At 58.9% G+C, this 12,938-nt stretch carries 14 protein-coding genes and 1 tRNA gene; 9 read left to right on the top strand and 6 right to left on the bottom strand.

All coding sequences use genetic code 11. The annotated features are described in order from the left end of the window. Window positions 1-44 precede the first annotated feature (44 nt). Window positions 45-797 carry a pirin family protein gene (locus AUR66_RS17560; RefSeq protein ID WP_058573457.1) on the bottom strand — a complete coding sequence of 251 codons (753 nt, stop codon included), beginning with the start codon at window positions 795-797 and terminating at the stop codon, window positions 45-47. Between the two features lie 165 nt (window positions 798-962). Here AUR66_RS17560 and sod point away from each other — a divergent pair, with 165 nt between their 5' ends. The 4 genes from sod to AUR66_RS17540 all read left to right on the top strand — a co-directional run bounded on the left by sod (window position 963) and on the right by AUR66_RS17540 (window position 4,061). Next, window positions 963-1,565 (top strand): superoxide dismutase, encoded by a 603-nt coding sequence (sod, locus tag AUR66_RS17555; RefSeq protein ID WP_058573459.1) that lies wholly within the window; start codon window positions 963-965, stop codon window positions 1,563-1,565. 179 nt (window positions 1,566-1,744) lie between these two features. Continuing rightward, window positions 1,745-2,422, top strand: a complete 678-nt coding sequence (locus AUR66_RS17550) for an MBL fold metallo-hydrolase (protein ID WP_058573456.1) — start codon at window positions 1,745-1,747, stop codon at window positions 2,420-2,422. Window positions 2,423-2,569: 147 nt separating this feature from the next. Then, on the top strand, window positions 2,570-3,646 hold the full coding sequence (locus tag AUR66_RS17545) for a 2,3-butanediol dehydrogenase (RefSeq protein ID WP_082682269.1): 1,077 nt from the start codon (window positions 2,570-2,572) through the stop codon (window positions 3,644-3,646). Between the two features lie 145 nt (window positions 3,647-3,791). After that, window positions 3,792-4,061, top strand: coding sequence for a hypothetical protein (locus AUR66_RS17540; protein ID WP_058573455.1), 270 nt, complete (start codon window positions 3,792-3,794; stop codon window positions 4,059-4,061). A gap of 37 nt (window positions 4,062-4,098) precedes the next feature. On the opposite strand, the gene AUR66_RS17535 is transcribed toward AUR66_RS17540, so the two are convergent. Then, a complete protein-coding gene (locus tag AUR66_RS17535; protein ID WP_058573454.1) occupies window positions 4,099-4,527 on the bottom strand; it encodes a CBS domain-containing protein in 429 nt (142 codons plus the stop codon). 221 nt (window positions 4,528-4,748) lie between these two features. Here AUR66_RS17535 and AUR66_RS17530 point away from each other — a divergent pair, with 221 nt between their 5' ends. After that, complete coding sequence (locus AUR66_RS17530) at window positions 4,749-5,627, top strand: universal stress protein (RefSeq protein WP_058573453.1); 879 nt, start codon at window positions 4,749-4,751, stop codon at window positions 5,625-5,627. A gap of 266 nt (window positions 5,628-5,893) precedes the next feature. Further along, window positions 5,894-6,637, top strand: coding sequence for a SagB/ThcOx family dehydrogenase (locus tag AUR66_RS17525; RefSeq protein WP_058573452.1), 744 nt, complete (start codon window positions 5,894-5,896; stop codon window positions 6,635-6,637). Window positions 6,638-6,713: 76 nt separating this feature from the next. Here the strand turns inward: AUR66_RS17525 and AUR66_RS17520 are convergent, their stop codons facing one another. Both AUR66_RS17520 and AUR66_RS17515 read right to left on the bottom strand, forming a co-directional pair. Further along, window positions 6,714-7,934 (bottom strand): CBS domain-containing protein, encoded by a 1,221-nt coding sequence (locus AUR66_RS17520; RefSeq protein WP_058573451.1) that lies wholly within the window; start codon window positions 7,932-7,934, stop codon window positions 6,714-6,716. 106 nt (window positions 7,935-8,040) lie between these two features. Beyond that, the gene (locus AUR66_RS17515) at window positions 8,041-8,685 is read right to left on the bottom strand and encodes a phosphoribosyltransferase (protein ID WP_058573450.1); all 645 of its coding nucleotides are present in this window, start codon (window positions 8,683-8,685) and stop codon (window positions 8,041-8,043) included. A 202-nt stretch (window positions 8,686-8,887) separates the two neighbouring features. Between AUR66_RS17515 and AUR66_RS17510 the strand changes: the two genes are divergently transcribed. After that, the gene (locus tag AUR66_RS17510; RefSeq protein ID WP_058573449.1) at window positions 8,888-9,340 is read left to right on the top strand and encodes a DUF2267 domain-containing protein; all 453 of its coding nucleotides are present in this window, start codon (window positions 8,888-8,890) and stop codon (window positions 9,338-9,340) included. 69 nt (window positions 9,341-9,409) lie between these two features. Further along, window positions 9,410-9,493: transfer RNA gene (locus AUR66_RS17505), tRNA-Ser, on the top strand. A gap of 58 nt (window positions 9,494-9,551) precedes the next feature. On the opposite strand, the gene AUR66_RS22300 is transcribed toward AUR66_RS17505, so the two are convergent. Continuing rightward, on the bottom strand, window positions 9,552-9,701 hold the full coding sequence (locus AUR66_RS22300; RefSeq protein WP_197409858.1) for a DUF7557 family protein: 150 nt from the start codon (window positions 9,699-9,701) through the stop codon (window positions 9,552-9,554). A gap of 106 nt (window positions 9,702-9,807) precedes the next feature. Continuing rightward, window positions 9,808-12,528 carry a cation-translocating P-type ATPase gene (locus AUR66_RS17500; protein WP_058573448.1) on the bottom strand — a complete coding sequence of 907 codons (2,721 nt, stop codon included), beginning with the start codon at window positions 12,526-12,528 and terminating at the stop codon, window positions 9,808-9,810. A gap of 190 nt (window positions 12,529-12,718) precedes the next feature. Between AUR66_RS17500 and AUR66_RS17495 the strand changes: the two genes are divergently transcribed. Then, window positions 12,719-12,938: hypothetical protein (locus AUR66_RS17495; protein WP_157533211.1), on the top strand; the 220-nt coding region annotated here is incomplete at its 3' end.

Raw genomic sequence — 12,938 nt, 5'->3', positions numbered from 1 at the left:
TGCTGTCGGTCCGATCCAGACGAGACGTTCTGAAAAAGCTGGATTCACAGCACGAACGGTCCACGCTGACGTATCGGTTCTCCGTGCGGTTGACCTGAAATGGCGACGAAACGGAGTGCATCGTCGGTGCGAGTGTCGACTCTCTGGGCGTCGCGCACAGGGAAGACATCCCCACTTTCAAAGTGCTCTCCATCGACTGTTCCTGTCCCCGAAACACCGTAGAGGAACCCCGTCCACCCTTCGGCGATATCCCACGTCCACGCGTCGTCGACGTGAACGTCTAGGTACTCCATGGGCGTTTGGAGTTCGACGGGAGACCCGTCCCCGATGACCGTCGTAACAGTCGCGCCATCGACTTGCTCAGTTGGGAGTTCGTCACTACTCGCGTCCGTGTAGTCCGGCTCGACAGTCTTGGCTTCACGGGGGAGGTTCACCCACAGTTGGAGGCCGTTGCACGCTTCTCCATCCGCTGGAAACTCGGAATGGCGGATCCCTCGCCCTGCCGTGATTCGCATCACGTCGCCTTCGGATGCGGTGTGGGAGACTCCGAGTGAGTCTTCGTGGTCCATTCCACCGTCCAGCATGTACGAGACGATTTCGAACCCGCGGTGCGGGTGCATCGGGAATCCAGTCTCCGGGTCGATATAGAACCGCTCGAACAGGACGAATGGGTCGTGGTTCGAGGGGTAGGTGTTCGTCGGAAAGGCTCGGTTCGAGTTGACACCAGTGCCGTGGCGAACGACCTCCCCAGAAATCGTTCCTGTTCGTCGGGTGTCCGGTGTCTCGTCAAAATCCATGCGCGGGCTTGGTACTGACCACTGTTAACTATCGTGCTACCGGAAGATGCTATCGGGGATTCTTCTCCCTAGAGTCATTGGCCGTGAATTATCAACACGACTACGTAAATCGAATTCAGGGAAGCTACATGTGCTTGCAGTGCGGTGTATCAGATGGAATTTCCAATGTCTGACTACGAACTCGATCCGCTTCCGTACGACTACGACGCACTCGAACCACACATCTCCGAACAAGTTCTCACCTGGCACCACGACACCCACCATCAGGGCTACGTAAACGGCTGGAACGCGGCCGAAGAGACGCTGGCCGAGAACCGTGACGCAGGCGACTTTAGCTCCTCTGCGGGGGCACTCCGCAACGTCACGCACAACGGCTCCGGTCACATCCTGCACGACCTCTTCTGGCAGAACATGTCCGCCGACGGTGGTGCCGAGCCCGAAGGCGCACTCGCAGATCGCATCGCCGAAGACTTCGGTTCCTACGAAGCCTGGAAGGGTGAATTCGAGGCTGCTGCCGGCGCTGCCGGTGGCTGGGCGCTCCTCGTCTACGACTCGTTCTCGAACCAACTCCGCAACGTCGTTGTCGACAAGCACGACCAGGGCGCACTCTGGGGCAGTCACCCCATCCTCGCCCTCGACGTCTGGGAACACTCGTACTACTACGATTACGGTCCGGCACGTGGCGACTTCGTCAGCGCGTTCTTCGAAGTTGTCGACTGGGAAGAGCCATCGGCCCGCTACGAGCAGGCCGTCGAACTCTTCGAATAGTCCAAGCCGTCACCTCACGTTACGACTTCTCGTTGGCCCGTACTCGTGGGCACGGGTCACCGACTTCGATTTTTTGGGCCCATCACACAGTGGCCCCCGGCATCTGATGAAGTGGAGAGTGGCTATTTTGACGCCCAAACTGCGTCACGATTCAAGCGGATGGCCATCCATGCAGTGACATGGAACTCACGACTGGCGTGTACGGCCTCGCCCTCGATGTCGCACTCGGGGACCGGCGACTAACACTCAACCCTGTCGCAGTCGAGACTCCGCGGGGGATTCTCCTCTTGGACGTCGGTCTCCCGGACGGACTCGCCGACCTGTCTGCTGCACTGGCTGAGAACGGTCTCGAAGTCGACGACACGTGGGCAGTCGTCGTCACGCATCACGACTTCGACCACGCTGGGTGTCTCGCAGCAGTGGTCGACCGCACCGACGCTGTCGTCTTCACCCACGAAGCTGAAGCGCCATACTTGGAAGGCGAAATGGAGCCACTCAAATCAGGTGGTGGGCAGTCGATACGACTCCAACCGACGACAGTCGACGTTCGACTGACTGGCGGCGAAACCTTCGCAACCACCGCTGGTCCGATGAAGGCTGTTCACACCCCGGGGCACACGCCCGGACACACGTCGTACTACTTCCCCGAAGACCGACTACTCGTGGCAGGGGATGCACTCAACGTGGTAGAGGGGGAACTCGTCGGCCCACGAGAGGACGTGACTCCCGACCTCGAGATGGCGTGGGAGAGTGTCGAAACACTCGCTTCCCTCGAAATCGAACACACATTTTGCTTCCACGGCGGGTACGTTGAGGCTGGAACCGAGCGAATAGACACGCTCCTCGCCCAGCGTTAGCTGGATTTCCATCGAAAACCACCGATACCCATCACCAGCCATCGTCCCGTACCTCGTGACAGTATTAATTTATTGAATGAAATATTCTGATAATAGTATACTTTCGGCTAGAACATTTAATGCAAATACAAACAATAATAAACTGTTATGCGAGCAGCGCTATACTACGACCGGAAAGACATCCGTGTCGAGGACGTCGAGGAAGATACCGTCGGCCAGGGACAAGTCCGAATCGAAGTCGATTCGTGCGGTATCTGCGGGTCTGACCTTCACGAGTACACTGCGGGACCGATTTTCGTCCCACGGGACGACCCACACCCGCTCTCACAGGAGACGGCACCGATCCGGATGGGCCACGAGTACAGTGGAGTCATCACCGACGTCGGTGAGTCGGTGACTGACCTCGAAGTCGGCGATGCAGTCGCGATTAACCCAATCCTCAGTTGTGGCGAATGCCGACAGTGCCGAGAGGGGAACTACCACATCTGCGATTCCATCGGATTCCTCGGTCTCTCCGGGGGCAACGGTGGGTTCGCGCAGAGCGTCGTCGTCGACGAACACCACGCTGTTCCGCTCGGTGACGACGTCCCCGTCGAATACGGGGCGTTGGTCGAACCGTTGAGTGTCGGCTTACACGCCGTCCGCCGGTCTGGATTGCAGGCTGGTGACTCGGTCGCTGTCTTCGGGAGTGGCCCGATTGGGCTGGCAGTGATTCAAGCCGCCCGTGCGGCAGGCGCAGGCACCATCTACGTCTCCGAACCGCGACAGGCGAGACGCGAACGGGCGGCGGACTGCGGTGCCGATGTCCTCGTCGATCCATCGAGCACGGACGCTGTCGAGTACATCACCTCGAACACCGATGGTGGTGTCGACGTGTCGTTCGAGGTTGCCGGTGTCGAAGCCTCGTTCAACGACGCCGTTCAGAGTACGCGCCCCAGCGGAACGACGACTGTCGTGAGTATCTGGGAAGAAGAGGCGAGCACGCACCTGAACAACGTCGTTCTCGGGGAGCGAACCGTGACCGGGACGCTCGCGTACCTCGGTGGGCCCCGCTCTGACGAGGAATACGGGATGGTCATCGAGATGCTCGGCGACGGCCGACTCGACCCCGACCCGTTCATCACCGACAGAATCGGTCTGGACGAACTCGTCGACGAAGGGTTCGAACGACTCATCGACCCCGAAAGCGACCACGTCAAGATTCTGGTCAAGCCGAACGAATAGTCGACCAGGGCTGTATTACAGTGGGTCTCGCCCACGCCTCTCTATTTCGTTGGGTCACTGAGCGTCGTCGTCCAGTCGATGGTGGTAGTCTCCTCGCGATGAATGTGGGGTAACTGTCATGATTGGGGACAAACAACGTAGTCTTATGACGAGTATTCCCGAGCCGAAGGCAGTCGAACGAGAAGAGGAGTACTACCACGTTCGGTTTCGCGACCCGGACGAGTTCAGTGAGATTCGGACACCCGAGTGGGCGAGCGACGTCGCCGACGACGTAGAGACTGGAAGCAAAGTCCGAACAGGAAGGCGAAAGGAGAGCGACGACTGGGTCGTCCAATCTGTACTCGTCCCCGAAGAAACTGGGAAGTCGAATGCCCGTTCTCAAGCCCGAAAGATAATCGAGAAAATCGAGGGCTGACGAAGACCACCCCTCGGACACGCCTGTCTCTCACGAGTTACTTCGACGGTTCGTATTCGCGTGATTGCGACTCGATGACTGTCGCCACATCTTTCAACATCTCACCCGCCGTCGCCACGACGTCGTCGAGTGTGGCGATTCCGACCAACTCTCCGTCGTCGCCGACGACTGGGATGCGGCGGACCCGGCCGTCGGCCATCGCGGCCGGGAGGTCTACTGCCGTCGCATCCTCGTGAATCGTGACCGGGTCTTCCGTCATGACGTCTCCTGCAGTGAGGTCCGTCACGTCGTCGTACTGTGCCACGGCGAGTGCGATGTCTCGGTCGGTGACGATGCCGATTGGTCTGCCCGCGTCGACGATGACGAGGTCACCAAGCTCTTCGTCGAGCATCGTCTGGGCGAGTTCTTTCACCGTCGTCTCTTTGGTCGCTGTCACGGCCTCTACCGCGATGGTTTTCACTGGCATGAGCAGACAATTGTAGTACGGCTGTCACCAAAACCTTGGGCGCCAGTACCAGTCCATGGGAATCGTCCACGCGCTTTTGGACGATACATGTGAGAGTTCGAGAGGAGGACCGTACGTGAGGCGATTCCAGTCTCGGGCACGCTCTCGAACTGACTCAAAATTATAGAATGACAGACAGTTGGTGAGTCTATTTGCACCTCGCTCTCCTACCGTGAACTGTGATGTACGACCAGATACTCGTCCCAATCGACGGGAGTGGTGGTGCCGAGGGCGCAATCGTTCGAGCGCTCGACTTCGCTCGTATCGAGGATGCGACTGTCCACGTCCTCCACGTCGTCGATACCGGTCCCGAACCGCCGACGTTGACCTCTGCGGACCGAACTGAGGTCCGACAGTATTCTGAAAAGCGTGGCAGAGACGCGACACAGCGAGTCGCAACCCAAGCGACGACCCACGGAATCGAGACGGTCCGAACCGTCGTGGAAGGAATTCCTCACCGCGCCATTCTCGACTATGCACGCGAGAACGACATCGACCTCGTGGTGATGGGAACACACGGTGAGACCAGTCGCAGCGAATCTCGATTGGGAAGCACGACACAGCGTGTGGTGACGTTCTCGGACATCCCCGTGCTGGCCGTACACCTCGATGCAGATACGGAGCTTCCACGTGAGGGATACACGATGTACAATCACGTCGTCGTGCCGACGGACGGCAGCGACGCCGCGATGCGCGCCGCAGAACACGGGCTGGAAATCGCCGAGCGATACGGCGCACACGTTCACGTGGTGTACGTCGTCGACACGACGACGTATGGGTTCCAAGACGCGCCACGGAGTATCGTAGGGCTCCTCAAACGAGGTGGGGAACGGGCCGTCGACGAACTTGCAGAAGAAGCCCGAGACCGGAAACTCCCCGTGACGACCGACGTCCTCCGCGGCGTCCCCGAAAACGAGATTCTCGCGTACGCGACTGGGGTCGATGCCGACGTTATCACGATGGGGACGCGCGGTCGAAGTGCGGGAACCGAACGATTCCTCGGAAGTACGACCGCCCGTATCGTTGCCCGAGCAGAGATGGCCGTGTTGACCACGACGTGAGATGAGCATTCAGGGTATCTGTACCATCTGCGAAGCAGCACCGGCCGAACATCGGTGCAGACGGTGTGGGGCACTCGTTTGCGCCGCCCACTACGACCTGGACGTCGGTCTCTGTAGCGAGTGCGCAACGTCGATTCGACAACCCGGTGGCGAGGTACAGCGGCGATGACGCGGGGAAGCGTCGGGTCTAAAATCGAGGCTCGGCGAGTAACGTATCGGGCTGGTTCCCAGTCCGTGTTTTCACCTCTCGGGACACATGGTGACACATGACTATCGAACGGCCTTCGAGACGGACTATCGTGACAGCGCTCGTGCTGTTGGCCCTCTCTGCGGTTTTCAACGCCGTATTCGGATTGTTCACTTTCGGACGGTCCGACGATGACACGCGTGAGTCCACTACGAATATCGTTTCTCTCCCCGAAGCGAACAAAGAAAGCGACGTCTCGGTCGAACGAGCGATTGCAAACCGCCGCTCTCGACGGACGTACGACGAGCGGCCGCTAACGGTCGCCGAACTCGGGCAATTGCTCTGGGCAGCGCAGGGTGTGACAGAGCGGTTGACTGGGCACCGGGCGGCACCCAGCGCAGGTGCCCTCTACCCCATCGAACTGTACGTCGTCGTTGGAACGGGCAGTGTGACGGGCCTCGAAGACGGCGTCTATCGCTACCGACCGAAGACGCACGAACTCGTCCTCGGGCAGACTGGTGACGTCCGGTCAGAACTGCGTGCGGCCGCCCTCGACCAGGACCCTGTCGAAACGGCACCAGTCGACATCGTCGTCTGCTCGGTCGACGAACGGACGACACAGAAGTATGGCGACCGGGGTGCCAGACGGTACGTGCCGATGGAAGCAGGCCACGTCGGTGAAAACATCTATCTCCAAGCCGAGTCGCTCAGGCTTTCGACTGTCTCGATTGGAGCCTTCGGGGACCAGAGAGTCGCTGACATCGTCGGTGCACCGGAAGACCAACGACCCCTGTACATATTCCCCGTCGGTGCGCGCATTTGACCAGCGTTCACCGGCGACAATCTCGCTTCAGTGCGAGGCGCGTGTAGTTCTGCGCGCCGACAAGTAACCCCTCAGATTATTCTCCCTCCAGCATCCAGCCGAAGCGCTTCTCCCAGTACTCTTCGTCCTTCGGTTTCTTGCTTCGCCCTTGGGTTTTCTTGTCGCGTATCTGTCGCTCTAAGACCTCCCGCGCCTGGTTGATGGCGTGACTCGCACCGTACCCCTCACCAGACGCGAGGTACAACCCCTGGTCGGTGTGCAGACGGATTCGCGCGAACAAGAGTGGTGTCCCACGAAGCTTCTCGTCGTGTTCGTGGAGGTGAATCTTCGCATCCAAGACGTTCATTCGCTGGTCTCTGTTCGCGAGTCGCTCGACCATGTCGACGATTTCGTCGTACGACATGTCGTCGAGCAGGTCCGTTCCGTAGACCTGGACGGCCTGATTGCCGCCTGCTTCCCACGTGAGCGAGTCGAGGATATCGGACTTCGTGACGATACCAAATGGGCTTCCGTCCGTCGTAACGACGAGTGACGACACTCCATTGGTTAGCATCACCTCGACTGCAGTGTCGAGTGTGGCCGAGGGGTCGATGGTTCGTACTGGTTCGGCCATCACGTCTCGGACCGGTAAATCGAGCATCCGCTTGAGCTCTCCCTCCCGGGCGCCGAAGCCACCCCCGCGCGAACGACCCCCACTGCTCGAAATCCCCCCACCAAACGAGTCTGTGCCACTGCTGTCGCCTCCCTTGCTCTTCTGTTCTGGCCGCACTGTGAGGCCCACCACGTCGTACAGGCTGAGGACGCCGACTGCTGTCTCGTCTTCGACGACCGGCAGGTGGGTAATTCGGTTCTCGCGGAAGGTGTGTAGTGCTTCACCGAACGTCGACGTCGGGTCGACAGTGACGACGTTCTTCGTCTGGACGTCTTCGACAGTCGCTACGTCGAGGAACGGGGTGACTGCACGAAGGATGTCGTCGGCGGTGACCACTCCTAGTAGCTCGCGCCCGTCGAATACTGGGAGGAGCTTCGAATCGCTGTCGAGCATGAGTTGTGCGACGTTTCGGACGTCCTCGTCGGGTGCGAGGTGGGGGACGTGCCAGACGAGCGATTTGAGTTTTTTCTCGGGTTGGTGATGTGAGGTTGCGAGTTGTTTTCTCGTGACGATTCCCTCGAATTCGTCGCCGCGAACGATGACTCCTTGGACTGTGGGGTCTTCGAACGCGCCGACGAGTTTCGACACCTGTGCTTCTGGGGGCAATTCGACGTACTCTTTCGACACGATTTCGCTGATATCCATTGGTCTCTCTCGATGTATCTCGCTGCTGTCTGCTCGCTGTCCATCCGCGCTGTTCGGTCGGTACTGTATAGTTCACCGCGTGGTGCCAAGTCTGTACCTATCGTTCTCACGAGTCACCTCCCAGATACGCTATCGCTTCTTTATCCGACACTTGGTCGAAGTTCCGATAGAACTGGCCAACGGCCATGAAGTTACTCGGTGTTTTCAAGCACACCACTTCGTCGGCCAACTCTTCGAGTTCGTGAATCGTATCTGGTGGACCAACTGGTATCGCGACCACGATGTGTCCTGCACCTGCGTTTCGGACGTGCCGAAGGCAGGCTCTGATAGTCGACCCCGTCGCGACGCCATCGTCGACGACGACGACCGTCTTGCCAGCTAACTCCGGTGGTTCGCGTTCACCCCGATATCGCGCTGCTTTCGTGCGGGCGTTTTCGGCTTCTTCTTCGCGTTTTCGTTCGAAGTAGTCGTCGTCGGACCCAAACCACCCGACACCCTCTTCGTTACGCCAGACGCTCCCATCGCTCGCGACAGCACCGATTGCGTATTCGGGATTTCCCGGCGCCCCAATCTTCTTTGCGACGACGACGTCGAGTGGAACACCGAGTGCATCGGCGACGGCCCGTCCAAGCGGGAGACCACCCCGAGGAACGGCGAGTACGATATCGGCGTCGACGTCTCGTCGCTCGAGTTCCACTGCGAGCATCTCACCCGCTTCAGTTCTGTCTGCAAACCTGCGTGCGTTCTCCATCGTCCCACCACCACGTACTACGTCTCGTGCGATATTGTACCATGCGCGTGTTCCCACGAGGCGAGAGCGATTTGTACACTCATCTATCCGACATCGGCGAGGCCGTCTCCGAGTGGAGTTCGCGCCGCACAAAACATAGTATTATTGAAACGACGAAGAGTACTTGCGGTGGGACGACGAATATCCACAGTGGGTGATAGCCATGGACTTCGACGAATTCACCGGCACGGTCATACATCGACTGCAACTCCCTGGAACTGGCGAGGCAGTGCGTTCGATTCGCGCAACGTTGACGACACTGGGACAACGGATTCCCGAAGGTGCCGCCGAGGACCTCGCTGCATCGCTCCCGATGGAAATCGATTGGTACCTCACCGGCGCCGTCGCGGAACACGGCGAGCGATTCGACTGGCGAGAGTATCTCTCTCGGGTCAGTGAAATCGAGCACAGCGACCCGTCAGACGCAGCGTACCACGCCCGGGTCATCATCGACCTCGTGAGTGAACTCGTTCCACCGTCTGACTTCAGGCAACTTCGTGACCAACTTCCAGAGAGTGAAGACGACGAGAACTGGGGTCAACTGTTCGATGTTGTCGACACCGGTGGGTGGAACGAAGGGAGAGAGTCTGCGACCGGTGGCGGACCACAGTCGTAGACTGCGCCTTACTTTCACAACCCGATGTTGTCGGATGAACCGTGCCGTTGGCAAAAGCGGCAGGATACCGGTGGGGTGGCAGAGTGGACAAATGCGCCTGCCTGGAACGCAGGTGGCCGAGAGGCCTCGTAGGTTCGAATCCTACCCCCACCGTCCACCTTCGTCAGTCTGTTCAGTCCACTTCCCACGGAGTGCGAGACGACTCGTCTGTCTATTCTGAGTATCCCTCTTGGAGGAACGTCCCTTCTGTCTCGTACATAGACAGTAACTCGTCGATGAACTCCTCGTAGGTTTCGTCTTCTTCCAAGTGACCGTCTAACCGTGCTCTGAGTTCGTCGCTGATTTCGAGTGTGTATGTCATGGTGATTCGTCTCCGTTCTTTCACCTCTGAATTGTACCCCGATTTCGAAATAGTTTGGTACTCCTTTTCACAGTCTGGGAACCACGGACGAACGACGGTCGGAGAACTACAATACTCGGTCGTAGACGAGAGACATCACGTAGTTCGTGACTAAGACGGCGAGGACGCCGACAGCGATGTACCCCCACTCTCTGAGGCCGAGTGCGTACACACCGAAGAGTCCTGCAAGCGGTGTGTACAGCACGAGAAGTTGAAGCACCAGTGAGGTGATGACTGCACCGACCAGCCACGTATTCGAGAGAAGACGCTGGCCGAATCGCCGTCGGATGACTTGAATGATTCCCATCTCTGCGACCACGAAGAACGTGAACAGCAGTGTCTGAGCGTTCACTAACGACTCGGTGGTCTCCAACATCTGGAAGAAGAGGACCAACCCAGTGATGGTCGTGGTCACGCCGATAGTGAGGATAGACATCACCACTCGCGTGTCGATGACGGACTCGTCTGTACTTCGAGGGTCGCGTTCGAGGACGTTCGGTGCCTTCGGGTCGACGCCGAGCGCGAGCGCTGGGAGGCCGTCGGTGACGAGGTTGATCCACAGCAACATGACCGGCGTCAAGATGAGTGCTTCTGACTGTGCTGCAAAGAGGTCCGGAAAGAGGGCGCTCCCGATGAGCACGCCCAGGAAGACGGTGAGCACTTCGCCAGCGTTCGCCGAGAGCAGCAGATTGACGAACTTTCTGATGTTGTCGAAGATACCTCGTCCCTCTGCGATTGCGTCTCGAATCGTGACGAAGTTGTCGTCCTGCAGCACCATGTCAGACGCTGCTTTCGTGACGTCCGTCCCGCGGATTCCCATCGAGATGCCCACGTCGGCATTCCGGACGCCAGGTGCGTCGTTCACGCCGTCACCTGTCATGGCGACTCGGTGTCCGTTCGACTGAAGCGCCTTGAGGACTCGGACCTTGTGGTCGGGTGCAGCACGAGCGAATATCTCGACGTCCTCGACGGCGTCGCGCAGTTCCGAGTCGCTCAACTTCTCCACGTCGGTCCCTGTCAGAGCACCCTCGGGGTCGAACCCGATTTGAGCACCGATAGCCTTCGCGGTTTGGAGGTTGTCGCCGGTCGCCATGACGACACGGATTCCTGCATCCCGGCAGTCAGAGACTGCTCGGTCGACTTCCTCGCGAGGCACGTCGATCATGCCCTGCAACCCGAGGAACACGAGGTCATCTTCGAGTGCCGGTTCGTCGCCGTCAGGGTCGTCGACCGATTTCTTGGCGAATCCGAGAACACGGAGTGCATCCGTAGCGAATGCTTCGGTCGTCTCGACGATCTCTGCGCGCTTTTCGTCTGTCAACTCCCGAACTTCGCCGTCGACGGCCACACGATTGCACCGTTCTAAGACCGTCTCTGGGGCGCCTTTCGTATACGCGGTGTGCGTCCCGTCTTCTGCGACCAAGACGGTCATCCGCTTTCGTTCTGAGGAGAAGGGTATCTCGCGGACTCGTTCAGCATTGTGCTCGATGTCGGCTTTTTTGGCAGACACGAGTAGCGCGACCTCTGTCGGGTCGCCGTAGTATTCTCTGTCCTCAGATGCGGGGGCTTTCTCGGCGTTGTTGCAGAGCAACCCACACCGCAACACGGGGTCCAGTACGTCTGGGTCGACGTGCGTTTCGTCGTGCAGGAATTCGCCCTCAGTGTCGAGACCGGTACCAGTCACCTCGTACACGTCGGAACCAAACGCGACGCGCGTGACGGTCATCTGGTTTTCGGTCAACGTTCCTGTCTTGTCGGTGAGAATCACGTCGACAGACCCGAGGCTTTCGACGACTGGAAGACGACGGACGAGTGCGTTCTTGTCGACCATCTTCCGTGCGCCAATCGCCAGCGTCAACGTCACCACGGCAGGCAGACCCTCCGGAACGGCGGCCACAGCGAGTGTGATGGCTGTCAACAGAACGGCGATGGTACTCGCTTGCGTGAAGAGCAACTGCACGACGACGACGAGTGCGATGAGTCCAACGATACCGTAACCGATTCGCCGCCCGAGTTTGTCCACCTCTTTCTGAAAGGGTGTCTGGCCCTCGTCTGCTTCGTGAATCTGCGTCGCGATGCCCCCAACTTCGGTACGCATCCCCGTCTCGACGACGACGGCCTTGCCCCGCCCTTTGACCGCGTCCGTATTCATGTAGACCATGTTCGACCGCTCGGCCAGTGGTGTCTCTGAATCGAGGGCGTCCGTGGTCTTGTTGACGCCGGCGCTCTCACCCGTCAACGGCGCTTCCAACGTCTCGAGGTTCGTAACCTCGATAAGTCGAGCATCTGCTGGAATCGCGCTACCCTGCTCGATGACGACGACGTCACCGGGAACGACGTTTTTGGCGGCGACGGTCCGCTTCTCACCGTCTCGAAGCACCGTCGCGTCTGGAGACGATAGTTCCCGTAACTCCTCCATGGCTTTCTCGGCACGGTAGTCCTGCACGAACCCGAATATCCCATTTCCGAGCAGTATCACGAGGATGAGGCCTGCATCGACGTAGTTGGGTTCTTCTCCGGGGAGGAGACCGACCGCCAACGAGAGGCCAGCGGCGAAAAACAAGAGGTAGATGAGGAAGTCTTGGAACTGAGAAATGAAGATTTCGAGGGGGGAAATCTCGTCTTCTCGCTGGATTTCGTTCGGCCCGTACTCTTCGAGCCGGTTCGATGCTTCTGTTTGTGTCAGCCCCTGCTCGTCAGTTTCGAGTTCCGCGAGTGTCTGGTCGACCGACCGTGTGTGCCACTTCGGCTTGTCCGTCGAACGTCGATTTTGTATGGCGGAACTCATATTCTCGAGTGACGATACTGTCACTGTTTCGTTTCAGACGACTTTAAATTTAGCACTCACTGACACGAACTCGATTGACATGACACTCCGCCGATAACGTCAACCAGGCTAACGTTTACGCTCCTCGAGAGATAATACCAACCATGGCTGGTTGCAGCATCGCTGGGGGCTTGTCCCCGCGCTTCCACTCATGAACGACGACAGGACAGAAGAGATACGCCACCTGCTCGACCAAAAACTGTCACTGGACGAGTTTACCGGGAGTGACCAGTCTCCAGAAACCGCTGCGGCGGCGTTCTTTCGTGACCTCTTCGTTCGTGTACTCGGGTTCGAAACGTCGACGCCGTCGCAGGGTGACTCCGGGTGGGCGGAACTCGAACGGCAGTCGGTTTCGGACGTAGCCGAGGTGG

This window comes from Haloferax profundi (assembly GCF_001469865.1).
Classification (GTDB): domain Archaea; phylum Halobacteriota; class Halobacteria; order Halobacteriales; family Haloferacaceae; genus Haloferax; species Haloferax profundi.
This window is presented reverse-complemented; position numbering and strand designations above follow the sequence as displayed.